We start from the raw sequence: 26,390 nt of genomic DNA, 5'->3' as shown, positions 1-26,390 counted from the left end.
CGGATACAACGTTTAGTTCAATTGGGGCAACCATTGCAGATAACTTTGGTGTACCGCTTCCAGAATTTGGTCGCAGTTATCTTCAAAAATTACAATAATAATGATGCGTGTCAAACGATGAAAGTAGGGTTTGACGCGCATTTTAATGTTGTTAAATGGACATAAAAACCAGTTGAATGACAATTGTTATTAAAAAGGTAGGAAATTTTATATAATAAAAGTAAGCGGCACGACCCAAATAACAATTTACGGAGGCGATAATGTGTTAAAACTTGCAGATTGGAAAGAAGAAAAAGAAACATTGCATCGATTGGCTCAAATATTAGGTAAACATAAGCTCGCGAGCGCATTCCAAGAGCCGCAATGGGCACATGTAGTTTTAGATATTACCCCGAGTGGTTTTTCGACAGGTATTTTATTCTATGGTGCACATACGTATAATATCCAAGTCGATTTAGTACAACATCGCATTATTGTTGAAACAGATCAAGGAAGAGATAGCATCCCTTTAGAAAATGGGACAAGTATTCAACAGTACTATGAAGGCATTCATCAGTTACTTCAAAAATTTGAAATTGATGTAAAAATCAATCAAACCCCACAAGAAGTCGAAGATCAAACGCCTTTCAATCAAGATGCACATCACTGTCACTATGATCCTGAGAAGAGCAAACAAGCATTAAATCTAATGAAATTCGCAACACGCGCGTTATCCTTTTTTGTGGCACCTTTCCGTGCACGCAAAGTTAAACCCGGGCTTTTCTGGGGTACATTTGATATTTCATCAATTATTAACTATAACGCGATACATGAAACATTCAAACCGTCTCAAGTCATTGAATATGCTGCTTTTGATGAACACTTTATAGAATTTGGTTTTTGGTTTGGTGACGATCGTTTTGAAGGTCCGACATTCTTCGTCTTACCTTACCCATTTGTAGACGCTAACTTCAAGTTCGACCAACCTTTAATTGAAGATGCTTACTTTGATCAAACGCTTACTGAGCTGATTTATGAATTGCCTGAAGTATCACAAGAAACATTAAAATTATTGAATCAATTTTTTAATCAAGGTTTCCACATTTTCAAAGATTATTTATCATGGGAAAACTGCCAATACTATGAAATCCCATTAAAAATGCAAAATAATCAAATCCAACAACAACCTTATTAAACGACAATAATCAACAAATCAAGCGCAAAGTCACAAATAAACCCGTCTCATGCATTTTATTGAATGCAAGGACGGGTTTATTGTGTTCCAAAAATTTTCAGATGACACTTTTAACAATGCCAACTGTGACTGTGTTTTATTTTTCAAAGACGTCATGATATTCGGTTGTTTTTTCTAAAACACTTTTAGCGAATGGACAAGTAGCATGAATTTTAATATTGCTTTCACGTGCGTAATCAACGGCTGCTTGAACTAATTGTTTGCCTACACCTTGACCTTTTAATTCGTCACCGACTTCAGTATGATCGATGATGATACGACTGTTCCCAACAGGGACATAGGTCATTAAAGCTTGCAAATGGTTTTCGTCTTCACCTACATAGAACTTATTATCTCCATGTTTAATTTCTGCCATACAATCATCACCTTTTCTTTTGTTATATACTTTATATACCACAAATTATATGAAGTATGCACGCAATTAAGAATGCAAGTGTAAGACAGTCATCAATTGGATGTTGTTATTAGGTTATACAACGATACATCCAAGGGGATGTGTAAAAGTAAAACATAAGAAAGATATTAAAAAATAGTCAACCCTATTGACTTATGTGAGTGTTCAATTATAATGGAGTTGGGTAAAGAATGTGAGCGTGTTCACAAATAGAGGAAAAAGGGAGAACAGTGATGGAAGAGACACAAAAACTTACGCCAAAGAAATTTCTATTCAATGTATTAAATGGAGTGGCCTTAGCAATAGTCGTTGGTTTGATACCCAATGCAATTTTAGGTGGATTATTTAGCTATTTAAGTCAATACCACGATTTCTTTTCTACGTTACTTTATGTGGTACAAGGTATACAATTTACAATTCCAATTATTACAGGGGTTTTAATCGCTTTACAGTTTGGTTTTAATCCAATGCAAACAGTCGTTACTGGTACAGCTGCATTTGTAGGCTCTGGAGCAGCTGAATTTTCAGAGAATAAATGGGTATTGGTTGGGATTGGTGATTTAATCAACACGATGATTACCGCCGCCATCGCCGTAGGTATTATTCTCATCATCAAAGACAGACTTGGAAGTTTGAATATTATCCTCTTACCAATTATTGCTGGAGGTATTGCTGGTTTAATCGGGTTGTTACTTTTACCTTATACAAAGTGGATTACTTTAGGAATAGGTGAGATAGTCAATAGTGTGACAAACACGCAACCTATCATCATGTCTATCATTATAGCGGTATTATTTTCAATTATTATCATTTCACCTGTTTCCACAGTAGCAATTGGGATTGCGATTGGCATCTCAGGGTTAGCAGCAGGTTCAGCCGCAATTGGGGTTGCAGCGAGTGCGATTATGCTCGCTATTGGTACTTGGAAAGTGAATAAAGTGGGTGTACCTATTGCCATTTTATTAGGTGCGATGAAGATGATGATGCCGAATATGATTCGATATCCAATGTTGTTGTTGCCTGTGGTATGTACAGCAGCTGTTTCAGGTTTTGTGAGTAGCCTTTTCAATATTCAAGGTGTACCAGAATCGGCAGGATTTGGTTTAGTAGGATTGATTGGGCCAATTAAAACCATTGCTTTATTGGATACAAGTATGTTGAGTAGCTTACTTATTGTTTTAGTTTGTTACGTCATTGTACCTTTCGTTTCAGCTTTGTTTTTCCACTATCTCTTTATGAAAGTTTTAAAATTATACGACGCCACTATTTTTACATTCGACACTGAAGCATAAAAGGAATCAATATCATATGGGAGTGAAGGTTTATGTATAAAATTGCAATTGCAGGCGCAGGTGCTATGGGCGGAAGAATAGGGGTTTCACTTAAAGAAGCCGGCTATGATGTAACATTGATTGATAATTGGGAAGCACATGTCCAACGTATTAACGAAAAAGGTATGGAAGTAACAACAGAGACGAAAACTTATACAGTTGAAATCCCAGCTGTTTTATCAAAAGAAGTGTCAGAAACTTATGATTTAATCATTATTTTAACGAAAGCAATGCAATCAGAAGAAATGTTAACACGTTTGAAAGAAGCAGGAGCTATTCATGAAAAAACAGCCATCTTAAGTATGATGAATGGTTTAGGTCACGATGAGCGTTTATCAAAATTTGTACCGATGTCACAAATCTATTTAGCAGTGACAATGTGGACAGCCGGATTACGTGGACCGGGGCAATTATTATTAGAAGGTGAAGGCGCTATTGAATTTTATCGTGCAAGTGGAGATTCAGATGAGCAAACAGAAATCATTTTCAAAGCATTGGATGAGGCTGGCTTACACCCTCACGTAAATGCCAATGTCTTTGAAGCGATATGGTCAAAAGCCACTTTAAATAGTGTGTTAAACCCATTATGTACAATTTTAGATAAAACCATTTATGACTTCGGAAGCTATGATCAATCACGGAACATGATTGTGCCGATTATCGATGAAATTGTGGCTGTCACTAAAGCAAGAGGAGTAGAATTAGACAAAACAGCATTAATTCAAAAAATTGAAGGGGCTTATCCAAAAGAGAAGCAAGGCTTGCATTATCCATCTATGCATCAAGACTATAAAAATGGTCGTCTGACAGAAATAGATTATTTAAATGGTCAAATTGCAAAATACGGAGAGGCACTTCAAATTCCTACGCCCGTCAATACAATGTTGACACATCAAATTCATCAATTGGAAATGAAACATAGCCAAGCATAAGTGTTTTATCACAAAAAGAGGGATTGAGCAGTTGTATTGCTGCTCATCCCCTTTTCTTTTATCTTAATCTTGTTTCATTTTGATGCGCTAATAAGGTATATGTTGTTTCAATATAAGGGATGTGGAGGCCATATTTTTGACCTTCACGATAGATAAAGCCTTGAATGGTTTCTACTTCAATGGGTTGTTCGCTCATTGTGTCGTAATACATACTTGTAGCTGTGTCATCATTAAAGATTTGATAAGCTGCCATCACATCATCGATAAATGACTCTTCGTATATAACGCCGGCTGCATTTGCGACTTGTAAGCCTTCATTTAAAAGATTACGACATAATTGTTCCATACGTGGGTCTTTTAATAAGCGTGCTGTATCGCGACCTAAAGCGGTTAACGTATTCATTCCAAGATTGAAGATGAGTTTAAACCAAATGGCTTTATCAATATCATCTTCTAAGATAAGAGATAACTGTGAATCTTGAATCTTTTCTGCTAACTGCTCTGTAAAAGCGTCACGGCGCAAATGAATTTTATAATCTTTAAAGTGTCTAACAACATTGTCTTGTTTAGCACCGCTAATATAAACGACGGCTTGATAAGCATGGTACGCTTCTAATTTTGGAAGTAAACCACTGCCGTTTTGCGCGAGAATAACGCGTGATTCGGGATGCGTGATATTTTTAAGATCATCTAAAATGGTATCTATTTGATGTGTTTTCACTGCGATAAAAACAACATCATAAACATCAGTGGCTTCTTTAAGGGCATGAACGTTGACTTGTTTCGTTTCAGATACTGCTTCGTCTACGTAAGTGACAGTTTTATTTTGTCTACCGAATAATGTGACATCTTGTGTGTCAAGGGCGGATGCAATGGCTGTACCCACCGCACCTGGGCCGATAATCGCTATTTTTGTCATAATCACTCAACCTTTTCTGTTTAATACATGCGTTAATTTTTTTATTACTATTAGGGTTATTACAAATTTAATGTATTATCTTTATATTTATTTGTAAAGTTGAAAGCTTTCAAATCTGTGGACATTTAAAATAAGAAAGACGTAAGATAAAAAGCGTAATGAGTCATAAAGGAGTGAGTATTTTGGCACGATTAGAAATCAACTATCTATCTGAAACGATTGGGATGCATCAATCTTTAACGGTCATTTTACCTGATGACAGAAGCTATGTTCAACCCAATGCACAACCTAAACTATTCCCGTCATTATTACTATTGCATGGGTTATCGAGTGATCACACTGCTTACACACGCTTTACAAGTATTGAACGCTATGCCAATATGCATCAACTTGCGGTGATTATGCCCAATGCAGACCACAGTTTTTACACTAACATGGTCTACGGACATAGTTACTATGATTATATTCTAGAAGTTTGGGATTACGTGCACCAAATTTTACCTTTATCAAAAGCACGAGAAGATAATTTTATAGCAGGTCATTCAATGGGCGGTTATGGTACGATTAAATTCGCTTTGACGGCAGGTGAAAGATTTGCGAAAGCCGCACCACTCTCTGCTGCTGTCGATGTGAAAACACTTGCCCATTACACTTTCCCTGATTTCAAGCCTAAAGCGATTGCTGGTGAAGTCACAGAAGTTGTGGGGACACCTTTTGATCCTTACTATTTGGTAGACGAAGCGGTTAATAAACAAAAACAAATCCCTGAGTTTTTAATGATGTGTGGCACAGAAGATTTTCTTTATCAGAGTAACGTTGACTTTGTGCATTATTTACAACAAAATGGTATCCGTTGTAACTTTAAAGATGGTAGAGGTCGACATAATTATGCTTATTGGGATAAGGCCGTTCAAACTGTGATAGAAACTTTTATGAAAGACCATCATACACGTGAGATGGCATAACAAAATAAAGCACCTCAAATGACCATTTACAAATGATTTTTTGAGGTGCTTTATTTCGATGTGAAGGGATGCATCACATTGATGCTTGTTTATGATGCATATGAATTTATAAGATTATTGAAGTGATTTTGTATGGTTCTGATGACTTTCAGGATAATAGTTAAAGAATCTGAAAAACTTCATGCTTAAAATGGATTTAATAAAGTAGTCTAACCCAATTTTGCCACTATTATAGCCACCCATGAAAATAAAAATACTAATTAAGATGTAAAGTGGGTTAACTGAAACAGTACCTGCGAATAAAAACATGAAATTGAGGATTAAACCAACAAATACACCCACTGAAGTGAATAAACCTAAGATTAATAATAAGCCTACAATGACTTCTAATAGTGGGATGAGTACATTAACTAAAGGTGTCATAGGTAAGACAATCGTTTTAAGAAACCATGTATAAATCGGGTATTGAACACCTGCTTCAGACATAACAGGATGCTGTACTGCATTTTGTAAAAAGCCGCCTGCATTAAAACCGCCACCTAACAATTTTCCAATCCCCGCTTTGAACCAGCTAATTCCTAAATATAAACGAAGTAATAACAAAATTACACTCGCAATTTTACTTTCTTGTAGCCATTTAATCATAATAAAAACCTCCCAATAGATATAGAGATACTAAGCGATTTTAGTATAATAAATATATCTCGTGTTTGATTTAATTATACTCAGTTGTGAATCAAATCACAACATTAAAATAGATTTGTTCACAAATCAGTCAAAAACTAAATTTAAATATATCTCATTTTTGGTTTTGATTGAAAATATCTGTTGTACGACAAGAAGATATAACGGCATGTCAATTTAAATATAGGAAGAGATACTAACAAAGGCGTGAAGCGGAAATCTTTTCTCTTTTCCGTTCCACGCCTTTCAAAATCTAAAATTAAGGGCAAGTTTATACTATTATTTTAAAATTATGAGTTTCTGCACAGTAGGTGTGCAGAAATAGAGGTTCAAAAGTGTGGTGATTTATAGGTGCGAAACACGGGGTTGTAGCCTCAATGTGAGGATAGGTTTGCTCCATTAGATTGAATGACCTCACGATACCAGTAAAATGAATCTTTTTTCAAACGTGTTAATGATCCATGTCCTTCGTCATCTTGATCAACATAGATTAAACCATAACGTTTTTTCATTTCACCTGTCGTAAAAGACACAATATCAATGATGCCCCATGGTGTGTAACCGAGCAAGTCGACGCCATCTTCATCAACGGCTTGAATCGCAGCTTCAATGTGTTGTTTTAAATAATCGATACGGTAGCTGTCATGGATTTCATTATTTTCGACTTGATCAACAGCGCCGAAGCCATTTTCTACAATAAATAAGGGGAGCTGATAGCGCTCGTATAATACATTGAGTGTGTAGCGCAAGCCTATCGAATCAATCGCCCAACCCCAATCGCTTGATTCGATATAAGGGTTATTTACAGCATTAGGTAAAGTGTGATTCATAATGTTATTTTTAGGTAAATCTTCGGCATGATGTTTCACTGCAGTAGACATGTAGTAACTAAAACCGATGTAATCGACAGTCCCTTCTCTTAACAGAACATCATCTCCCTCTTGCCAACCGATATCATAACCTTGTTTTTCAAACATTTTAACGGCGTAATGAGGATAATAGCCTCTAACTTGCACGTCTGGGAAGAAAAAGCGCAAACGATTTGCGATTTGTGCTTCCATCACATCTTTAGGATGACAAGAATAAGGATAAATAGGGATATGAGATATCATTGCACCTATTTGAAAGTTTGGATTAATTTGCTTCCCAATTTTGACCGCACGTGCACTCGCAATGAGTTGGTTATGAGCAGTTTGGTATAACACTGCTTCAGGATTGTCTTCAGGCTTGAGTTGAACACCTGAGTTGGTCCATAAAAACAGAGGGTTTTGTACGTCCATTTGATTATTAATTTCATTAAAAGTCATCCAATATGTGACTTTATCTTGATAATGTTCGAAGACCACTTCTGCAAAACGAGCAAAGCAATCCACGACTTTTCGATTTCGAAATCCGCCATAGGTGTGCGCAAGATGGAGGGGCATTTCGAAGTGAGATAAAGTAATGACAGGTTCGATACCATTCTCGATAAGGGTGTCTATGATTTTGTCGTAAAATCGTAAGCCGGCTTCATTAGGAGTGGCTTCATCGCCTTTGGGGAATATCCGCGTCCACGCAATGGAAGTTCGTAAGCATTTTAAGCCTAATTCTTTAAATAACGCGATATCTTCTTGATATTGATGATAGAAGTCGATACCGAAATGATTAGGATAATAAGCATCAGGTTCCACGTGTGTCGTAATTCTTCTCGCCTTACCATGAGCACCTGCAGTGATGACATCCATGACACTAAGTCCTTTGCCATCCCGATCATAGCCGCCTTCAAATTGATTGGCTGCGAGTGCACCGCCCCACATGAAATTTTGAGGTAATTGACTCATTTTCATACCACCTTTTCATTTAATAGACTAAAGCATATTGTTCAAAGTTATTATAATTGTACCGGTACAATATGTAAAGTTCGTTCTTATTTTTAGAGGCGTGCTATAATAAATTGATGTCTATTGAAAAGAGGGATTCAGATTGTTGAAGTATGAACAAATTGCGCAACAAATTCATACATTAATTGAAAGTTCAAATTATCAGCCAGGTGATAAATTACCGAGTGTGGTGGCATTTAAAGACATGTACGACGTGAGTAAAAGTACGATTATTAAAGCGCTGACCTTGCTTGAACAAGATGGGCGAATTTATCAAGCACAAGGTAGCGGTATTTTTGTTAGAAATGCTAAAAGTAGTGATTATATCAATGTGTTTAAAACGGACGGATTTTCAAGTCATTTAGCGGAACACCATATAACTAGTGATGTTATCAAATTAGAATTAGTGATGGAGGTACCTAAGTCCGTGATGCAAGCACTTAAGTTAGGACCCGGGGAGCAGGTTTACTATTTGGAACGCGTGCGCTATATGAATGGCACGATATTGTGCATCGAATATTCTTACTTTAATAAGCGCATTGTAAAGTATTTAAATCAAGAGATTGCAGAAGGCTCTATTTTCAATTATTTACAAAACGATTTACAAATACGACTTGGCTTTTCGGATATCTATTTCAATGTGGATCAACTCGATGAGAGGGAAGCGGTTTTATTACAATTAAAAGCTGGGGCACCTTGTTTACGTTATCATCAGATATTTTATACATCTACAGGACAACCTTTTGATGTTTCTGATATTACTTTTCATTATCAACATGCCCATTTTTATATTCCGAGTAAAAAATAAATATCGGTTTTAAAGTGAGACCATCAAAGCGCATGGTCAGAAAATAGGGAAAACGGACAAAAGGATACGTCCATGCTTTTCATTCAAGGTTGAACACGCCTAGCCATCGTTGATATTGATAATTATTATCAATTGTAGCATACTTAGTTCATATAAGAAGTTTATGTACTAAACAGGAGGATGTCTATGATGAAAGATGTGACTATTATTGGTGGGGGACCTGCAGGATTATATGCTAGTTTTTACGCGGGTTTAAGAGGATTAACGGTAAGGCTCATTGATGTTCAAGATAAATTAGGTGGAAAAATGAATATTTATCCTGAAAAGATTATTTGGGATATTGGCGGTCTTGCTCCAAAGCCTTGCTTTCAAATTATTAAAGATATCGTTCAACAAGGTCTTCATTTTAATCCAGAAGTCTGTTTGGAAGAACGTGTAATAGATATTACTAAAAAAGAGGAGCAGCATTTTGAAGTGACTACAGAACAAGGTCACATTTATTCTTCAAAGGCGGTTATTGTTGCAATAGGCGGCGGTATCATTAAACCGAAGCATTTAGATATTAAAGATGCGTCTAGATATGAACTGACAAACTTACATTATACGGTTCAAGCTTTGAAACATTTTAAAAATAAAAATGTGCTGATTTCAGGTTCAGGTAATTCGGCTTTAGATTGGGCCTGTGATTTGTCAGGTTATGCGAAAAGTGTCACGTTAGTTTATAGAAAAGATGAAATCCGTGGTTATGAAGCGATGAATGAAATCATAGAAAAATTAGATGTAGAAAAAATGCCGAATACACACATCAAACAATTAATCGGGGACCAAGCACAGCAACGAATCAAAGAAGTGAAACTTGAAAATTTAGAGACAGGGAACACGACGATAAAAAGTGTTGATGATGTGATTATTAGTCATGGCTTTGATCGAGAAAGTACGTTGTTAGAGGCATCGACAGCACAATTAGATATGTTTGATTCCTATCGCATCAAAGGATTTGGTAATACGTCAACAAGCATTTCCGGTATTTATGCTTGTGGGGATATTGTCCATCACGATGCGAAAGTCCATTTGATCGCAAGTGCATTTAGTGATGCTGGGAACGCTGCGAATTTAGCAAAGCAATACATTGATCCTGAAGCTAGAAAAGAAGGTTACGTATCAAGCCATAACGAAGCTTTTACCGAATCGAATAAAGTGATTATGGAAAAGTATTTATAATGATTACTGATTGTACGAATGATTGATTACATCAAAGATAATTCCGTTGTATCGTGCTAATGCCAAAACAATGCTTATGTGATGACATTTTTCACACAAGCATTGTTTTTTATTTATTGAATTAAAACATGTCATATTTTTATTAATCGCGCGGACAGGTGTCATGACAAGCCTATATATCAAAACAATAAAAAAATTATAATAAACGAAGTTCTTTTATTTGATTTCTTATTGGGGATGGTTTAAGCTTTAATCAATCGTGCACGATTGGAATAGGGGGAGATCAATTGTCTAGTGAGGAGATGAAGCTAGCAAATCAACTTTGTTTTTCTGCTTATAACGTTAATCGATTGTTTGGAAAATTTTATGAGCATCAGCTCAAACAGTTTAAGTTAACATTTTCTCAATATCTCGTTTTGTTAACATTATGGGAAGAAAATCCCCAAAATCTACAGTCTATAGGGAGAAGGTTAGATTTAGGGAGTAATACATTGACACCGTTGTTGAAGCGTTTAGAATCTGCTGGATGGATAAAGAGAGAAAAGTCCGAAACAGATAAACGCCATTTGTTGGTGAGTTTAACTGAAAAAGGGCGTAGAGAACAAGAAGCGGTACATGAAGCCATTTCAGAATGTATTGCCTCAAAATTTGATTTAGATGAATACTTAAAAGCAAAAGAAACAATGGACAAACTAGAGGAAACTTTAAAAAATATTACAAAGGATGAATAAGAATGAAAAAATATGACGTAGTATACTTAGGTAGTGGTCACGCTGCATGGCATGGTGCAATTGCGTTAAGACATGCAGGTAAATCTGTCGCAATCATTGAAAAAGATCGTATTGCGGGAACATGTACAAACTATGGTTGTAACGCAAAAATCTTGTTAGAAAATCCATTTGAAGTATTAGAACAAGCTTCTCACTACCCAAACATTATTAATACAGAAAACTTAGAAGTAAACTGGGAAAATCTTATGAATTATAAACATTCAGTGATTGACCCCATGGCAGGCACAATGAAAGCCATACTTGAACAACAGGGTATCGATATTATTGAAGGTGCTGGTAAAATTACAGATGCTCATACTGTTGAAGTGAATGGTGAAAGCTATGAAGCTGAAAATATCGTTATTGCTACAGGTCAACATAGCAACGAATTAAATATTGAAGGTAAAGAATTCACAAAAAATAGTAGAGATTTCTTATCACTTGAAAGCATGCCAAACAGCATTACTTTCATTGGTTTAGGTATTATTAGTATTGAATTCGCTTCAATCGCAGTTAAAGCAGGTGTTGAAACACACATGATTCATGTGGATGATCAACCATTAAGAGGCTTCTACTCAGCACACGTTGAAAAATTAATGGACAAATTAAAAGAAGAAGGCGTTCATTTCCACATGAGCGAAAATGTAGTTGCTGTTAAAGAAAATGGTACAAACTACGATGTTGTGACACAATCAGGTTTAACAATCCAATCTGACTACGTTTTAGATGCAACTGGACGTATGCCAAACGTTGAAGGTATTGGTTTAGAAGAAGTAGGTATTGAATACTCTAAATTCGGTGTAAAAGTTGACGAATATTTACGTACAAATGTACCTAACATTTACGCAAGTGGTGACGTTATTGAAAAAATGATTCCAAAATTGACACCAACTGCGACATTCGAATCTAATTACATCGCATCACACATTTTAAAAATGAATGAAATGCCAATCCAATACCCTGCAATTCCATCTGTATTATACTCACTTCCAAGATTATCTAATATCGGTGTAGGTATCGAAGAAGCGAAAAATAACGACGAATACAAAGTGATCGACATTCCATTTGGTAAAAGAATGGTATTTGAATACAAAAATGAAACAGAAGAAGAAATGACAATCGTATTAGATAGCGAAAAACGCCTAGTTGGTGCGGCTATTTATGGTGACGACGCACCTGATTTGATCAACTTGCTAACATTCATTGTTAACCAAAAACTAACTGCAAGAGACTTAAATCAAATGATCTTTGCATTCCCAGGTTCTTCAAGTGGTGTGTTAGATCAATTGAAATTAGCGATGATGCTTTAATTAAATGCATATAAAAATGACTGAAATTGCACGGATGAGACAACCAAAGAGAGAGAAAATGTTTCACGTGTGACATCTATCATTTGTATATTAATTAAAGGTTATGAGTCATGAAAGACAGTGTATGTGGGACATGCACTATGGGTTTAGGACATGCTCGATGTCTGCTTCACATATACCTAAAAATAAGTAAATAAAATCTTAAGAATGGCTACAGCATCCATAGTATAATGTCTATGCGATGTTAGTAGTCATTTTTAAAATGCAATGAAATCTCAAAGGACAAGTTACCCTATTTTATAATTATGAGTACATCCAAACATTGCGACTCTATCCTAACTGGAACTGGTGAATCAATCTTGTTTCTTATTTAGTACAGAGTCTTTTATCTCCATTCTTAAGGAAGCTTTTTTCAATTTTTACTGTTATCTTTTATGATTTTGCAATCTTGATTTTAAAAATTGTATAACGAATATGCATAACAGAATACTAACAATTGTACAGTTTTAGTTACACAAAAGATCAAAATTCTAGTATTGGACTTTATCTTGAAACTTTATCTAATTACTGGGTTTTTTGTCAAAATTTTTTCTCAAACTAAAAAATTGAAATTGCTGTTTTATCAAATCCTAAGAATATTTTATATTGCTGAGTTATTTCTATACATTATTGAGGCTAAGAAGGAACTCATCTCATTTGTTCTATAATATAAAAGACTCCGAGTTACTCAGAGTCTTTTAATCTCATAAATTATTATTTCTTCTTATTAAAATACATTAACGTAATTACAATAGAGTATACAAAAAGAAATATCATTATAAACATTGTCATGTAATCGCCTTCCCTATTTACAGATGTAATTAGTTGCACCGGTACCACCCAGGGATGTTATTAGATCGCAAATTGTGGCTAAAGTAAATCCTCCCCAACCGGTTGTGATACCTAATGCAGTAGTTGCTGCCCAACATCCTCTTGCGCCACCAGTACCACATAACGCACCGACTGCCCATTTGCACCATCCACGTTCTTTAGGAGGTAGGTTTTTAAAGGATGCTTCTTCGATTTTATCTTTAGATGTAACTTTAAATTCTTTATCATAGTAATGACCTTTTTGACTTATCTTTACCTGTTATTTGAATTCGCTCACATATTATCAAACTTAAAACTTTACTTGGTCTAAAATTCTTAAGTGTTGTATTTTCGTTCCTAAATGTCACTTTATTTAAATAAATAATAGTTTTTAAATAATACATATTTTTATCATAACTATCATTTTGTAATATACTGTTACCTCAGTCGAGCATATAAAATTCATAAGACTTCTTTTATTTATGAATCTCACTTTCAAAATATACTGATAAGCAATATATAGAGCCTTATTCTTTTTTCAGTAGTCAGTAAGATTTGTTTGATTTTACTTTCCTTGTGCGATGGATTGAGGGGTAATGATCAGTATGAGATCACATCAATCATCATTGGACGCTATATTTTGGAATGAAAATAAGATTCATTTTATACGTAAAGTGTATTTAGATGCAATTCGGGTATAGGTGTTGTGTTATCAAAATTAACAGCGAGAACATGTTGCTTTACTTTCGTTACAATTCGTTGTAGTATAATTATTATACTAGGTATTGAATGAAATGACTGTCAATTATGAAATGATACAGGTATGTTGTTTTAAAACTCAAGAATGGAGTGTTTGCATTGGCGAAAAAGTATACCGGATCAGATATCAATGTCTATTTTGAGCCTAAACGATGTGTACATGCGACGGAGTGTGTACGTGGATTAAGTCATGTGTTCGATGTCAATCAAAGACCGTGGATTAATCCGGATAACGATACTGCAGAACATATCGCTGAAGTGGTTGAGCGTTGTCCAAGCGGTGCGTTAACTTATGAGCTGGCTTCAAATGAGTTAGAATCACACGACGAAACGAGAGTCACTTATGGTGATAATGGAGAGATTTTCTTATATGGAGATTTTTCTCTTGTTAAAGACGGGGAAGTCATGCATTTAAATAGAGCCATTTTAACAACAGATGAGACTAAAACAGATGATCCGCCTTTTTATACGAAGAGCTTTCAAGGACAATCGGATAAGTCTCGTTACTACAAATCAATTCAAGATGACAATGAAAAGTAATGACAAAATACTGTGAACAGAAAGAGGAGGAAGACAAAATGGAAGCAATTAAAAACATCCATCATATCTCAGCAATTGTAGGACATCCAAAAGAAAATAAACAATTTTATCAAGAAGTTTTAAATTTACGTTTGATTAAAAAAACAGTGAACTTTGACGATCCAGGCACATATCATTTATATTTTTCAAATGATAATGTAGACCCAGGTACAGTGATTACGTTCTTCCCATGGGCTAATGCCAGAGAAGGTCGTGTCGGAAGTGGCCAAGTAGGTCGTATTGCATTTAGAATCCCTAAAAATTCTAAAGACTATTGGATTCAACGTCTTAAAGACCATCGTGTAGAAGTGACAGAAACATCTTTATTCCAAAGACCAACAATTGAATTTGAAGATATACATGGTCTTGATTTAGCATTAGTGGAAAGCGATGAAGAAAGTGATACGAATAGTATTTTAGGTTTTCATGGTTCCGTATTGTTATCACTTCGTCCTATTGAAACATTAAAAGAATTAGTAGACGATTTAGGCTTAGTAGAGCTTGAACATACTGAAGATGCGTTCCACTTTGAAACAGTAGGCGAACTCAAACATCATATCATTATTCCAAAAACACCAATGAGAGAAGGTCGATGGGGTGTAGGCACAGTACATCACATCGCGTGGTCTGTGGATGATGAAAATGTACAAAAAGATTGGCAAAACTATTTAGTGGGCGAAGGTTACCACGTGACTGAAGTAAAAGATAGAAATTATTTTAAAGCAGTTTACACTAAAGAACGTGGTCATATCATTTTTGAATTTGCGACTGTTGGACCAGGTTTCGACCGTGATGAACCTAAAGATCAATTAGGTCAAAAATTAATGTTACCACCGCAATTTGAAGCAAATCGTGAAGCATTAGTTTCAAAATTACCAGAATTAGATTAACGATTAGATTGTAGTATTTAAAATCCGAGGCTTTTTAACCTAATGGGAAAAGTCTCGGATTTTTATTTAATTTGTAACCGATATTCATCCGTTTGAATTCTAAAGAAACTTTGAAATAAAAATCTATTTTGTTAAACTTAAAATGAATATTGAAGATATTGAAAAGATAGTCCTGAATTGGTTTAGAAATAATATATTTAAGACTGAACCAAACTATATATCATATGATATAAGTGATTTAAAATAATGAGAGGTGATTTTATTGCAAGCTATTATTTTTGATATGGATGGTGTCATAGTAGATACTGAAATTATAGATTATGACCTGCAAATTAAGTATTTAAAATCCAAAAACCCAAAGCTAAAGAGCAAGGATTATAGTTATTTTTCGGAATTAGTTGGTTTATCGTATAATAGACTTTTCTCTAAAATGGCAGAATACTTAGATTATACTGAACCTATAGAGTCAATTAAAAAAGAGTATACAGAATTGGAAGAAAAGCATCACAATGAAATATCGTATAAAAATTTATTCAGGAAAGAAATGATTAATTTATTAGAATGGTCTAAATCACATAATATAAAGTTGGCAGTTGTTTCTTCTTCAACAAAAAAACGCATTAGAAATGTTTTGAATGAGTGCGAAATATTAGATTATTTCGATTTAATTGTTAGTGGTGAAGATTTCTCAGAATCAAAACCAAATCCTGAAATATATATCACTGCTTTAAATTATTTGAAATTAGAAAGTTCAGAAGTCATTGTTATTGAGGATTCCCATTATGGAATAGAAGCATCTAAAAATGCATTTATAAAAACGATTGCTTATAAAGAAGAAAGAATGCCTGTAAATCAAAATAGAGCTGATTATATTTTAAAAGATATGAGTAGCATTTTATCATTTATAAAAAAACATATATATGCGCAAGATAATTGATACATCGACAATAATGGGGCGCCCGGGACAATGCAGTTTGGGTATAGTTGAATTGGGCTGCGTCCCTCATTGGTTTTATGAGGGTTAAGAGTCGTTTACGGATAAAGGTGTAGCGATGTCCCAGGCGCCCCGAATTTTAAATTTGAATAGGTGATGCTGAAAAATCGTTATGCTTCACAATCATAAGCGGCTTGAATGATACCTTTCAGTTCACTGATTAAAGGTTCTTTTGGATTGGCAGTTGTACATTGGTCTTCGTAAGATAATTCAGCCATACGATCAATCGTTGCATTGAGTACTTCTTCTGTCACACCTTGTGATTTTAAGTTCATTTTTATTCCGACTGAATGACCTAACTCATAGACAGCCGTAGCCAGTGCTTCCACAAGTTCTTCTGTTGTATCCCCTTTGAGTCCTAAGAATTTAGCGATGTCTGCATAGTCTGTATCCGCTCTGAAAAATTCGTATTTAGGGAAAAGTGTATGTTTTTGCGGATCTCTAGCATTATAGCGAATAACATGTGGCAATAAGATTGCATTCGTACGTCCGTGTGGAATGTGATATTCTCCACCGATTTTATGTGCAATTGAGTGAGAGATACCTAAAAATGCATTGGCAAATGCCATACCTGCCATTGTTGAAGCGTTATGCATTTTTTCTCTTGAAATTTTATCACCTTTTTCGACAGATGATTTTAAATATTCAAAAGTAAGTTTAATCGCTTGTAAGCTTAAACCTCTTGTATAATCAGATGCCATAACAGATACATAAGATTCAATGGCATGTGTTAAAACGTCCATCCCTGTATCTGCTGTTACACTTTTTGGCACACTCATTACAAATTGTGGGTCAACAATTGCAATGTCTGGTGTAAGTGCATAGTCAGCGAGAGGGTATTTAACATGTGTTTCACTATCTGTGATAACAGCAAATGGTGTCACTTCTGAACCTGTACCTGAAGTTGTAGGGATACAAATGAATTTTGTGTTTTCAGGTTTTCCAATTTTATACGTACGTTTACGTATGTCTAAGAATTTTTGTTTAGCGCCAAAGAAAGATGTTTCTGGGTGCTCAAAGAACATCCACATTGCTTTCGCAGCATCCATTGCAGAACCCCCACCAAGCGCAATGATTGTATCTGGTTTAAAAGTTGTAATCATATCGAGACCGCTATATACAGTATCTGTAGAAGGGTTCGGTTCAACTTCACTGAATACTTTAATTTGAGGTTCAATTTTTCTACGTCTGAGGACGCCTTCCACTAAAGATGTATAGCCGAATTCCACCATACCTGGGTCACAAATGATCACAACGCGCTCTACTTTATCCATTTCAGCTAAATAAAGAAGTGAATTTTGTTCAAAATAAACTTTTGGTGGCAATTTTACCCATTGCATATTGTTGCGGCGTTTTGAAATCGTTTTAATATTAATTAAGTCTGTTGCAGAAACGTTATGGGAAACTGAGTTTTTACCATATGAACCACAACCTAAAGTTAAGGAAGGAATTAATTCATTATACATATCACCAATACCTCCAGCAGATGATGGTGTATTTACAAGAATACGACAAGCTTTCATTCTAAGACCAAATTTTTCTTGGAGTTGTTCATCTTCAGTATGAATGACAGCTGTATGACCTAAGCCACCTAAATGTAGCATTGCTTCACATAAATCAAAGGCGTGCTCTGTTGAAGTGGCTTTGACCATAGCAAGTACAGGTGAGAGTTTTTCTTTTGATAAAGGATAGTCTTCACCGACACCTTTTAGTTCAGCGATTAACATTTTTGTGCCTTCCGGTACTTTAATTCCAGCCATTTCAGCAATTTTTACAGCTGGACGTCCTACGATGTCAGGGCGCACTGCAGAGCGGTCTTCCTTCATCACAGCTGCTTCTAATTTTTTGAGCTCATTATTTTTCACAAAATAACATTGATGTGCTTCGAATTCTTTTTTAACTTCTTGATAGATGTCTTTATCTACTATTGCGGCTTGTTCTGTTGCACAAATCATTCCATTATCAAAAGTTTTAGAACCGATGATATCGTTGACAACACGTTTAATTTTAGCGGATTTTTCAACATAAGCAGGGACGTTACCTGGTCCAACACCTAAAGCAGGTTTACCTGTTGAGTAAGCAGATTTAACCATTCCAGAACCACCTGTAGCCAATACTAATGCGATGCTTTCATGGTTCATTAATTGTTTTGTTGCTTCAACTGATGGATGTTCAATCCATTGAATACAATGTTCAGGTGCGCCGGCACGGATGGCTGCTTCTAAAACAACTTGGGCTGCTGCTTTTGAAGATTGTTGTGCACTTGGGTGGAAAGCGAAGATGATCGGGTTACCTGTTTTAATTGCTATGATTGCTTTAAAGATAGTCGTTGATGTTGGGTTAGTTGTTGGTGTTACCCCACAAATGATGCCGACAGGTTCAGCGACATATGTCAAACCTCTTTGGTCATCTTGATCAATGATACCGACAGTTTGATCATCTTTAATGGAGTTCCAAATATACTCAGATGCATAGAGGTTTTTAATGGCTTTGTCTTCGTATACACCACGTCCTGTTTCTTCACAAGCATGGCGAGCAAGTGCCATATGTTGATCCACCGCAGCCATGCTCATTTCATGAACGATGTGATCAATTTCAGCCTGTGATTTTTTTGAGAGTCCTTCAAGGGCAGCTTGGCCGTTTTGAGCCAGCAGATGAATCATTTCAAAAACATCTGTTTCTTGTTTCTGTTCTTTTACTACTGTAGTCATATTGAATACCTCCCACTATATTGTGAATAATTTCACAATCATTATAGTATACTCTTATAAAAAGGTAAAGGTTTTTCATATAAAGAAAATAAATTTTTAATAGAAAATCAGTGAATTATTATTATAATATGTATAGAAAAACGTTAGCATATAAGCACTTTTATTCTTAATTTTATATTTGTTAAAAAACTGTGAATATTTTAAGAGTGTCGATTTATTTATGAGAACGGGCTATGTTACTATTGGTATATAATAATCATTTAAAAAAATAAAAGGAAGATGGTTATGGAAAATAATGTAAAGTATCATAAATTTATTATTCCAATTGTGGTAGGTTTATTGATTTGGGTGTTGATGCCTTTCAAGCCTGATGCAGTGGATCCTCAAGCGTGGTATATGTTGGCGATTTTCGTAGCAACGATTATTGCTTGTATTACACAGCCGATGCCGATTGGCGCTGTTTCAATTATCGGTTTTACACTGATGGTCGCTTGTGGCATTGTTGATATGAAAACGGCTGTGCAAGGGTTTGGCAACAATAGCATTTGGTTGATTGCGATTGCGTTTTTTATTTCAAGGGGTTTTGTGAAAACAGGGCTAGGACAACGAATCGCATTACATTTTGTTAAAATATTTGGTAAGAAAACACTCGGCTTAGCCTATTCATTAGTCGGTGTGGATTTGATTTTGGCACCAGCGACGCCGAGTAATACTGCACGTGCAGGTGGAATTATGTATCCCATCATTAAATCCTTATCGGAATCATTTGGTTCGTCGCCGAAAGATCATACGGAGCGCAAAATGGGGGCTTTTCTTATTTTTACAGAGTTCCAAGGTAATTTGATTACAGCAGCAATGTTTTTAACAGCTATGGCCGGTAACCCATTAGCACAGAATCTTGCAGAGAGTACAGCTAAAGTACAAATTACATGGATGAACTGGTTTTTAGCCGCTTTAGTACCGGGTTTGATTTCTTTAATTGTTGTACCGTTTATTATTTATAAAATCTATCCCCCAACGATTAAAGAAACACCAAACGCCAAAAGTTGGGCGGAAAAAGAATTAGAAAAAATGGGGAATATCGCATTACAAGAAAAGTTTATGATCGGAATTTTCTTCATTGCGCTTGTTCTGTGGATTATTGGAAGTTTTGTGCATATTGATACAACACTCACTGCTTTTATTGCATTATCTTTATTACTTTTAACAGGTGTGTTGAATTGGAAAGATATTCTTAATGAAACCGGGGCATGGAATACTTTAATATGGTTCTCAGTACTGGTACTTATGGCTGGTCAATTGAATGAATTAGGCTTCATTCCTTGGTTGAGTCATGCGATCGCGCACAGCTTAGGTGGACTCAGTTGGCCGATTGTATTGGTAATTTTAGTCATTTTCTATTTTTATTCACATTATCTATTTGCAAGTGCGACCGCACACGTCAGTGCGATGTACGCAGCGTTATTGGGTATCGCAATAGCAGCGGGTGCGCCACCATTGTTCAGTGCTTTGATGCTTGGCTTTTTTGGTAACTTACTTGCATCCACAACGCATTATAGTAGTGGGCCTGCACCTATTCTTTTTGCATCAGGCTATGTCAGTCAACAGCGTTGGTGGACGATGAACTTTATATTAAGTATTGTTTATTTTATCATTTGGTTAGGTATTGGCTCGCTTTGGATGAAACTGATTGGCATTATGTAAGTTGAGGCTTAGGATACCCATCATACAGCACTTGAAGATGTGTCTTCAGCTGATGCCTCGAGCTTAATGAGCTTGAAAATGAAAATATGCTCTTTTCAAAGTGGACATTGAAAGCATGGAAACTTTGAAAGGAGCATATTTTTTATAGATAAGTGAGCTACAACGCGTGTTTGAAGTTGTGACAACTCATGATGGTTTTATTTTGAGCGCATATCATCAATGCGTCATCTTTTATTATGATTGAACGTCAACGATAAAACCTTGTTGTTGTAAGTCTCGAACGGCATTATCAAGTATTTTTTCGGAATCTGCTGAAATGGTATGCAAATGAATCAAGTCTGTTAATTCTGCTAACATTGTGCCTTGATATTTTGCCATATCCTCAACAAAGGATTGAATGTTTTCAATGGATTCAATCATCAATTCAGCTTGAATCGTACCGTAAATAGGGTGTTCGACAGAGACATTATCAATCATGGCACCATTTTCAACAATGGATGTTAATTCTTTTTCGATTTGCGTGTGGTCATGCTCACACATGATGACACGTTTAAACGGCCTACCTTGAGGTTTATCATTGAAGAAATAACCTTTGCTAGTAGAGTGAATTGGATAATCTTGTGTTTTTAAGTGAGAAATATCTTTAACAATAATTTGTCGAGAAACGTCAAACATTTCACTCAGATCCCCACCTTTAATGGGTCTATCCGATTGTTTAAGAAGCTCGACTATTTTTTTGCGTCTTTTTTCAGCTGGACTCATTGGTGGCCACCCCTTTAAAAATATGATCAATTTGACTAAAGCACTGATCAATTTCATCGATTGTCGTTTCTTTTGAAAATGAAATTCTAATATATTGATCAGGTTGTAGTTGGTCATGTTGGATTTTATGAATCAGGCCTTGACTCAATAATACCCCATGACCACAGGCTGTTCCAGTGGAAATGCATATATTCCGACTAGACAGTGACTGCATTAACCATTGACCTTCAAAGTGAGGTGTCATTAAACCTAAAATATGGGGTGCTTGCTGTGTGAACGTTAAGACTGTGAAACCAATCATTTCAGCGCGCTGTTTTGCATAGTGGTGGAGACGTTGTAAATGGTCGAAATGCGATGTTAAGGTCAAAGCTTTCGTCAGCGCAATAATACTAGGCAAGTCTAGTGTACCATTACGTGTTCCCTGTTCATGAAAATAATGTTGATTTAAAGGACGGACATAAGCATGAGACATGGCGACTACACCGCTCCCTTTTGTCCCATGGAATTTATGCCCAGAAAACGAATAGGAAGTACAGATTTGATCGAGTGATGTGCGTTCAATCTTTTGTACGGCTTGAACACCGTCCACATGAAAAGGAATATGGTACTGATGTGCCAGTGTCGCTATCGCTTCAATAGGTAAGATGTAGCCTGTCTCAGAATTAACGTGCTGTGCGATGACTAATAAAGTGTCTTGATTGAGCAACTGTTCGAGCGCAGCGATATCAATTTCAGCTTGGTCGTTTAATGGCATTTGAACGACCGTAATTTGAGGTTCGTATTGCGCAAGTGCAGCCCATATAGAAGGGTGCTCATAAGGGGAGACCACGACGGTCCCTTGTTTGTGTGACGTTAAATAATTTTGTATCGCGATTAAGTTGGCGTGTGAACCGCTTGTCGTAAAAAGTATCTCTTTCGTCGTATTAAAGTAGCGTTGAATATAAGTCCGACATGAATGGAGTGTTTCTTTTATCATTTCTCCGCCAATGTGTAGACTTTCGCTATTAAAGTACATTGAGGCTTGTGCTTCTTGATAGAGCGATAGCACTTCAGAATCAGGTTTAGTTGTCGACGCATTGTCTAAATAAATCATTATTTTTTTCCTCCACTTGCATTTATCGTTTTTTTGTGACAAAATCAGTGCGTATATAAATGTTAACATATATGTATATATTAGTGTAAATAGAGGTGTAAATAAATTGCGTGTTATTATTGTCGGTAGTGGTATTGCAGCTTTATCATTCATACGCGCTTTGAAGTCAGACATTGAAGTGATTTGTGTCACTAAAGACCGTCTGAGTCAAAATAATAGTTACTTTGCACAAGGAGGCATCTGTTTTTCAAAATATGAAGAAGATCAAGGTGAACAGCATGCACGTGATACATTTGAAGCAGGGGCGCAAATGGGAGATCTTCACATGCTTAAAACGGTCATCCAACAAAGTTATCCGCTTATCGAACAGTTGATAGATGAAGGTTTGCCGTTTGATAGAGACGAAATACAACACTTGCTTTATGGTATGGAAGGCGCACATCAGAAACCTAGAATTTTACATGCTGGTGGGGACCAGACAGGTTACTACATCGCGCAACATATGGTGCATCATTTGAGTCATCCACGTTTCACAATACACGAAGCGATGGAAGTCATCGACCTTGTCAAAAATAGTCATAATGAAGTGTGTGGCGTTTTAGCTATCGATGAAAATCAAATCCAGCGCACGATTGAAGCAGATGCTGTGGTATTTGCATCTGGAGGTGTGAGTAATGTTTTTACAACACATTCGAATGTGTCTGAGAGTGTGGCGACCGGTGCTGTGATTGCTTTACGTCATCAATTGACACTAGAAAGTATGGAGATGATTCAATTTCACCCAACATTGCTAGGGACACCTGATCAAGCTTATGGTCTCGTCTCAGAAGCTGTACGTGGCGCGGGAGGCGTGTTAATCAATGATGAGAATGTTGCATTCATGGATGATATCCACCCTATGAAAAGTTTGGCACCTCGAGATGTGACGAGTCGTGCTATTTTTCAACAACAACAGCAAGGTCACCAATGTTACATCGACATCAGTGAAGTGGCACATTTTGAACAACGTTTCCCTACCATTTTTAAAGCAATTCAACGAGACATGCCTCAAGCATTAGCAGAAAAAAGAATTCCTATTACGCCTGGTGCGCATTATACGGTTGGAGGGATTCAAGCAAATATTCATGGCCAAACGCAAATCGAGAATGTGTTTGCGATTGGGGAAGCCGCTTGTACTAATTTCCATGGTGCGAATCGTTTAGCGAGTAATTCATTGTTAGAAGGCTTAGTCATGGGAGCGAACTGCGCGGAAGTGATTAATCAGCATTTAGTGCATGTAAATTGGGAACCACAAGAACGGGTGTGTCATATTCCAATCATTCAGCGGCAGCATGTGCAAAAAGTACAACAATATAGCTTTGAAGTTTTAGGTGTCGAGCGTGAACAAAAAGCGATGGCACACTATTTGCAAATGATTGAAACGTTATTAGATGATGCACCCCAAACAAGCACAGTCACTCATGAAACATGGCAAAATTACAGTATTCTTAAGTTGTTACAGACGATATGCCATTCCGCATTAAGACGAGAAGAGTCAAGAGGTGTACATTATCGAAAAGATTATCCAACACGTGAAACAGAATGGCAAGACAAAGTGATAGAAATGAATAGGGGAGGTCAAGAACATGTTAAATCGGTTGTCCGTCAGAGAAAAAATCAATCAATATTACATTGAAGATAACCAACAGGGAGATTTGGCGACGCGCATTTTTGATCGCTATTCAGAAGGCACACTCATGATTAAAGCGAAAGAAGCGGGCATATTTTGTGGAGAAGTCATCATTGCAGAAGCTTTTGCATTACTTGATCCAACGACTGAAGTGGATCAAAAGATTAAAGATGGTGCATCCGTGCAGGTTGGAGAGATTATCGCAGAAATTACAGGCACGATTCCGACGCTTTTAACGATGGAACGTATCGTATTAAATTTGATACAGCGCATGTCTGGAATTGCGACGATGACACAACGCATCTCACAACAAATTGCCCATACCGATGCACGTATTGTCGATACACGTAAAACAACGCCTGGACTAGCAATCTTTGAAAAGTATGCGGTAACTGTTGGAGGCGGATTGAATCATCGACGTTCATTGAATGATGGTTTGATGTTAAAAGACAATCATATTGATTTTAGTGGTTCAATGAAAGAAGCGATTGAAAAAGCTAAAGGCTTTTTAGGCCCAATGGATAAGCTAGAAGTTGAAATCGAAAATGAAACGATGTTGAAAACAGCGATAGCAGCAGGTGTAGATGTCATTATGTTTGATAATCAACAACCAGAGTGGATACAGCAGCATATTCATCTCGTTCCAGATTTTATTCAAACGGAGGCTTCGGGCAATATCAACGAAGAGAATATTGTCGCGTATGCCGAAGCGGGTGTTGATTTTATTTCTATGGGTGCTTTATTTTATGCTTCAAAAGCGCTTGATATTTCTGCAAAGGTTGTGATGTAATTGTTTAATCCGATGTTAACAGCGACAAAATCTATTCCTGAACACTATTTGAAAATGACACAAGCAGAGTTGGAAAATCATATTCAATCGATTAAAGACACATTGGGAGACCGTTTGTTTATGCCGACACATCATTATCAAAAAGATGAAGTGGTTCAATTTGCTGATATTACGGGTGATTCATTAGAGTTAGCACGTATTTGTAAAGCAAACACGCAAGCGGAATATTTTGTATTTAACGGTGTGCATTTTATGGCAGAAACGGCAGATATACTCACAGACGACCATCAAGATATTTATTTGCCCGATTTATCTGCAGGATGTTCCATGGCGGATATGGCGAATATTCAACAAGCGCTTCATAGCTATGATGTTCTTACACAACAATATCATCTAGATATTTTGCCACTCACTTATGTTAATTCGACAGCAGCCATTAAGAAATTTGTGGGTGAACATGGAGGTTCTTGTGTCACAAGTGGTAATGCAAAATCAGTTGTTAAATGGGCGTTGCAACAAGGTAAAACGATTTTGTTTTTGCCTGATCAACATTTAGGTCGTAATACTGCCTATGAATTAGGTGTACCTTTAGAACATATGGCAGTCTGGGATCCGATTAAAAAACAATTAGATTACGACGGACGTGATGATCAGTTACGTATTGTATTGTGGAAAGGACATTGTTCTGTTCATGAGAAATTTCATAAAGCGCATATTGAAATTGGGCGTGAAAAAAATCCAGAAGTAAACGTGCTCGTGCATCCAGAATGTCCGTTTGATGTGGTTCAAGCAGCAGATTATGCAGGTTCAACACGTTATATTATCGATAAGATTAAAAATGCACCAAAGGGGTCGTATTGGCTCATTGGGACAGAGATGAATCTCGTAGAGCGATTGAAAAAGACGTATACGGATCTGCATATTGAATCGTTAAACCCACTGATGTGTGCGTGTTTGACAATGAATCGCATTGATTTACCTCATCTTGCGTGGTGTTTAGATAAGATTATGGATGGAGACCGAGATCAAATTATTAAGGTAGACCAAGAAACTGCGAAGTATGCGAAACAAAGTTTAGATCGTATGCTCAGTATCACATAATATAAGAGATAAACAATAAGCGTCTGAATCATTGGCATGTCACTTGAAAAGTATAGTTACAA

General features: G+C 36.3%; 23 protein-coding genes and 1 pseudogene. 16 read left to right on the top strand and 8 right to left on the bottom strand.

Annotation, left to right across the window (positions count from 1 at the left end):
* Nucleotides 1-98, top strand: a 98-nt coding sequence (locus tag CD118_RS12215; protein WP_228446447.1) for a hypothetical protein, incomplete at its 5' end; no start/stop codon positions are given.
* Nucleotides 99-262: 164 nt separating this feature from the next.
* The gene (locus CD118_RS07890; RefSeq protein ID WP_060829239.1) at nucleotides 263-1,174 is read left to right on the top strand and encodes a DUF5996 family protein; all 912 of its coding nucleotides are present in this window, start codon (nucleotides 263-265) and stop codon (nucleotides 1,172-1,174) included.
* Between the two features lie 136 nt (nucleotides 1,175-1,310).
* On the opposite strand, the gene CD118_RS07885 is transcribed toward CD118_RS07890, so the two are convergent.
* Entirely contained in the window at nucleotides 1,311-1,589 is a 279-nt protein-coding gene (locus CD118_RS07885) for a GNAT family N-acetyltransferase (protein ID WP_103356535.1), read from the bottom strand.
* A gap of 272 nt (nucleotides 1,590-1,861) precedes the next feature.
* On the opposite strand from CD118_RS07885, the gene CD118_RS07880 reads away from it, so the two are divergent.
* Both CD118_RS07880 and CD118_RS07875 read left to right on the top strand, forming a co-directional pair.
* Nucleotides 1,862-2,920 (top strand): PTS sugar transporter subunit IIC, encoded by a 1,059-nt coding sequence (locus CD118_RS07880; RefSeq protein WP_050329735.1) that lies wholly within the window; start codon nucleotides 1,862-1,864, stop codon nucleotides 2,918-2,920.
* 32 nt (nucleotides 2,921-2,952) lie between these two features.
* Nucleotides 2,953-3,891, top strand: coding sequence for a ketopantoate reductase family protein (locus CD118_RS07875; RefSeq protein ID WP_103356534.1), 939 nt, complete (start codon nucleotides 2,953-2,955; stop codon nucleotides 3,889-3,891).
* Between the two features lie 58 nt (nucleotides 3,892-3,949).
* Here CD118_RS07875 and CD118_RS07870 read toward each other — a convergent pair whose 3' ends face one another.
* Nucleotides 3,950-4,810, bottom strand: coding sequence for an oxidoreductase (locus CD118_RS07870; protein ID WP_060829244.1), 861 nt, complete (start codon nucleotides 4,808-4,810; stop codon nucleotides 3,950-3,952).
* Between the two features lie 182 nt (nucleotides 4,811-4,992).
* Between CD118_RS07870 and CD118_RS07865 the strand changes: the two genes are divergently transcribed.
* Nucleotides 4,993-5,775, top strand: coding sequence for an alpha/beta hydrolase (locus CD118_RS07865; protein WP_103356533.1), 783 nt, complete (start codon nucleotides 4,993-4,995; stop codon nucleotides 5,773-5,775).
* 114 nt (nucleotides 5,776-5,889) lie between these two features.
* On the opposite strand, the gene CD118_RS07860 is transcribed toward CD118_RS07865, so the two are convergent.
* Together CD118_RS07860 and CD118_RS07855 are read right to left on the bottom strand one after the other, a co-directional pair.
* The gene (locus CD118_RS07860) at nucleotides 5,890-6,420 is read right to left on the bottom strand and encodes a TQO small subunit DoxD (protein WP_060829245.1); all 531 of its coding nucleotides are present in this window, start codon (nucleotides 6,418-6,420) and stop codon (nucleotides 5,890-5,892) included.
* A gap of 413 nt (nucleotides 6,421-6,833) precedes the next feature.
* The gene (locus CD118_RS07855; protein ID WP_060829246.1) at nucleotides 6,834-8,279 is read right to left on the bottom strand and encodes a 6-phospho-beta-glucosidase; all 1,446 of its coding nucleotides are present in this window, start codon (nucleotides 8,277-8,279) and stop codon (nucleotides 6,834-6,836) included.
* 142 nt (nucleotides 8,280-8,421) lie between these two features.
* Between CD118_RS07855 and CD118_RS07850 the strand changes: the two genes are divergently transcribed.
* The 4 genes from CD118_RS07850 (at nucleotide 8,422) to CD118_RS07835 (ending at nucleotide 12,427) form a co-directional block, all read left to right on the top strand.
* Nucleotides 8,422-9,126, top strand: a complete 705-nt coding sequence (locus tag CD118_RS07850) for a GntR family transcriptional regulator (protein ID WP_060829247.1) — start codon at nucleotides 8,422-8,424, stop codon at nucleotides 9,124-9,126.
* 189 nt (nucleotides 9,127-9,315) lie between these two features.
* A complete protein-coding gene (locus CD118_RS07845; protein ID WP_103356537.1) occupies nucleotides 9,316-10,347 on the top strand; it encodes an NAD(P)/FAD-dependent oxidoreductase in 1,032 nt (343 codons plus the stop codon).
* A 287-nt stretch (nucleotides 10,348-10,634) separates the two neighbouring features.
* Nucleotides 10,635-11,078, top strand: coding sequence for a MarR family winged helix-turn-helix transcriptional regulator (locus CD118_RS07840; RefSeq protein ID WP_103356532.1), 444 nt, complete (start codon nucleotides 10,635-10,637; stop codon nucleotides 11,076-11,078).
* Between the two features lie 2 nt (nucleotides 11,079-11,080).
* Nucleotides 11,081-12,427, top strand: coding sequence for a dihydrolipoyl dehydrogenase family protein (locus CD118_RS07835; protein WP_103356531.1), 1,347 nt, complete (start codon nucleotides 11,081-11,083; stop codon nucleotides 12,425-12,427).
* Nucleotides 12,428-13,271: 844 nt separating this feature from the next.
* Here CD118_RS07835 and CD118_RS07830 read toward each other — a convergent pair.
* Nucleotides 13,272-13,556: pseudogene (locus CD118_RS07830) on the bottom strand (halocin C8-like domain-containing protein); the annotation flags it as partial.
* Nucleotides 13,557-14,134: 578 nt separating this feature from the next.
* Between CD118_RS07830 and CD118_RS07825 the strand changes: the two are divergent.
* The 3 genes from CD118_RS07825 (at nucleotide 14,135) to CD118_RS07815 (ending at nucleotide 16,441) form a co-directional block, all read left to right on the top strand.
* A complete protein-coding gene (locus CD118_RS07825) occupies nucleotides 14,135-14,575 on the top strand; it encodes a (4Fe-4S)-binding protein (protein WP_060829249.1) in 441 nt (146 codons plus the stop codon).
* A gap of 38 nt (nucleotides 14,576-14,613) precedes the next feature.
* Nucleotides 14,614-15,504: a VOC family protein gene (locus tag CD118_RS07820; RefSeq protein ID WP_103356530.1), complete on the top strand. Its 891-nt coding sequence runs from the start codon at nucleotides 14,614-14,616 to the stop codon at nucleotides 15,502-15,504.
* A 262-nt stretch (nucleotides 15,505-15,766) separates the two neighbouring features.
* Nucleotides 15,767-16,441, top strand: a complete 675-nt coding sequence (locus CD118_RS07815; RefSeq protein ID WP_103356529.1) for an HAD family hydrolase — start codon at nucleotides 15,767-15,769, stop codon at nucleotides 16,439-16,441.
* A 167-nt stretch (nucleotides 16,442-16,608) separates the two neighbouring features.
* Here the strand turns inward: CD118_RS07815 and adhE are convergent, their stop codons facing one another.
* Entirely contained in the window at nucleotides 16,609-19,209 is a 2,601-nt protein-coding gene (gene adhE, locus CD118_RS07810) for a bifunctional acetaldehyde-CoA/alcohol dehydrogenase (protein ID WP_103356528.1), read from the bottom strand.
* A 285-nt stretch (nucleotides 19,210-19,494) separates the two neighbouring features.
* Here adhE and CD118_RS07805 point away from each other — a divergent pair, with 285 nt between their 5' ends.
* A complete protein-coding gene (locus tag CD118_RS07805) occupies nucleotides 19,495-20,913 on the top strand; it encodes an anion permease (protein WP_103356527.1) in 1,419 nt (472 codons plus the stop codon).
* A 234-nt stretch (nucleotides 20,914-21,147) separates the two neighbouring features.
* On the opposite strand, the gene CD118_RS07800 is transcribed toward CD118_RS07805, so the two are convergent.
* Together CD118_RS07800 and CD118_RS07795 are read right to left on the bottom strand one after the other, a co-directional pair.
* Nucleotides 21,148-21,675 (bottom strand): transcription repressor NadR, encoded by a 528-nt coding sequence (locus CD118_RS07800; RefSeq protein WP_060829253.1) that lies wholly within the window; start codon nucleotides 21,673-21,675, stop codon nucleotides 21,148-21,150.
* Nucleotides 21,662-22,768: a cysteine desulfurase family protein gene (locus CD118_RS07795; protein WP_103356526.1), complete on the bottom strand. Its 1,107-nt coding sequence runs from the start codon at nucleotides 22,766-22,768 to the stop codon at nucleotides 21,662-21,664. Before CD118_RS07795 ends, CD118_RS07800 begins: the two co-directional genes overlap by 14 nt.
* 106 nt (nucleotides 22,769-22,874) lie before the next feature.
* On the opposite strand from CD118_RS07795, the gene CD118_RS07790 reads away from it, so the two are divergent.
* Genes CD118_RS07790 through nadA form a run of 3 tightly spaced genes read left to right on the top strand, consistent with a single transcriptional unit; the run spans nucleotide 22,875 to nucleotide 26,328 of the window.
* The gene (locus CD118_RS07790) at nucleotides 22,875-24,443 is read left to right on the top strand and encodes an L-aspartate oxidase (RefSeq protein ID WP_060829255.1); all 1,569 of its coding nucleotides are present in this window, start codon (nucleotides 22,875-22,877) and stop codon (nucleotides 24,441-24,443) included.
* Entirely contained in the window at nucleotides 24,394-25,227 is an 834-nt protein-coding gene (gene nadC, locus CD118_RS07785) for a carboxylating nicotinate-nucleotide diphosphorylase (protein ID WP_060829256.1), read from the top strand. The genes CD118_RS07790 and nadC overlap by 50 nt, the downstream gene beginning before the upstream one ends.
* Nucleotides 25,228-26,328 (top strand): quinolinate synthase NadA, encoded by a 1,101-nt coding sequence (nadA, locus tag CD118_RS07780; protein WP_050329751.1) that lies wholly within the window; start codon nucleotides 25,228-25,230, stop codon nucleotides 26,326-26,328.
* Nucleotides 26,329-26,390 lie beyond the last annotated feature (62 nt).

The sequence above is a fragment of the Staphylococcus coagulans genome (genome assembly GCF_002901995.1).
Lineage (GTDB): Bacteria > Bacillota > Bacilli > Staphylococcales > Staphylococcaceae > Staphylococcus > Staphylococcus coagulans.
This window is presented reverse-complemented; position numbering and strand designations above follow the sequence as displayed.

What these genes read in the sequence shown, in the direction of transcription:
- CD118_RS07795 (WP_103356526.1), bottom strand. Translation starts at nt 22,768, where the DNA reads ATGATTTATTTAGACAATGCGTCGACAACTAAACCTGATTCTGAAGTG.
- CD118_RS07820 (WP_103356530.1), top strand. Translation starts at nt 14,614, where the DNA reads ATGGAAGCAATTAAAAACATCCATCATATCTCAGCAATTGTAGGACAT.
- CD118_RS07835 (WP_103356531.1), top strand. Translation starts at nt 11,081, where the DNA reads ATGAAAAAATATGACGTAGTATACTTAGGTAGTGGTCACGCTGCATGG.
- CD118_RS07875 (WP_103356534.1), top strand. Translation starts at nt 2,953, where the DNA reads ATGTATAAAATTGCAATTGCAGGCGCAGGTGCTATGGGCGGAAGAATA.
- nadC (WP_060829256.1), top strand. Translation starts at nt 24,394, where the DNA reads ATGTTAAATCGGTTGTCCGTCAGAGAAAAAATCAATCAATATTACATT.
- CD118_RS07885 (WP_103356535.1), bottom strand. Translation starts at nt 1,589, where the DNA reads ATGGCAGAAATTAAACATGGAGATAATAAGTTCTATGTAGGTGAAGAC.
- CD118_RS07860 (WP_060829245.1), bottom strand. Translation starts at nt 6,420, where the DNA reads ATGATTAAATGGCTACAAGAAAGTAAAATTGCGAGTGTAATTTTGTTA.
- CD118_RS07855 (WP_060829246.1), bottom strand. Translation starts at nt 8,279, where the DNA reads ATGAGTCAATTACCTCAAAATTTCATGTGGGGCGGTGCACTCGCAGCC.
- CD118_RS07805 (WP_103356527.1), top strand. Translation starts at nt 19,495, where the DNA reads ATGGAAAATAATGTAAAGTATCATAAATTTATTATTCCAATTGTGGTA.
- CD118_RS07845 (WP_103356537.1), top strand. Translation starts at nt 9,316, where the DNA reads ATGAAAGATGTGACTATTATTGGTGGGGGACCTGCAGGATTATATGCT.
- CD118_RS07800 (WP_060829253.1), bottom strand. Translation starts at nt 21,675, where the DNA reads ATGAGTCCAGCTGAAAAAAGACGCAAAAAAATAGTCGAGCTTCTTAAA.
- adhE (WP_103356528.1), bottom strand. Translation starts at nt 19,209, where the DNA reads ATGACTACAGTAGTAAAAGAACAGAAACAAGAAACAGATGTTTTTGAA.
- CD118_RS07870 (WP_060829244.1), bottom strand. Translation starts at nt 4,810, where the DNA reads ATGACAAAAATAGCGATTATCGGCCCAGGTGCGGTGGGTACAGCCATT.
- CD118_RS07880 (WP_050329735.1), top strand. Translation starts at nt 1,862, where the DNA reads ATGGAAGAGACACAAAAACTTACGCCAAAGAAATTTCTATTCAATGTA.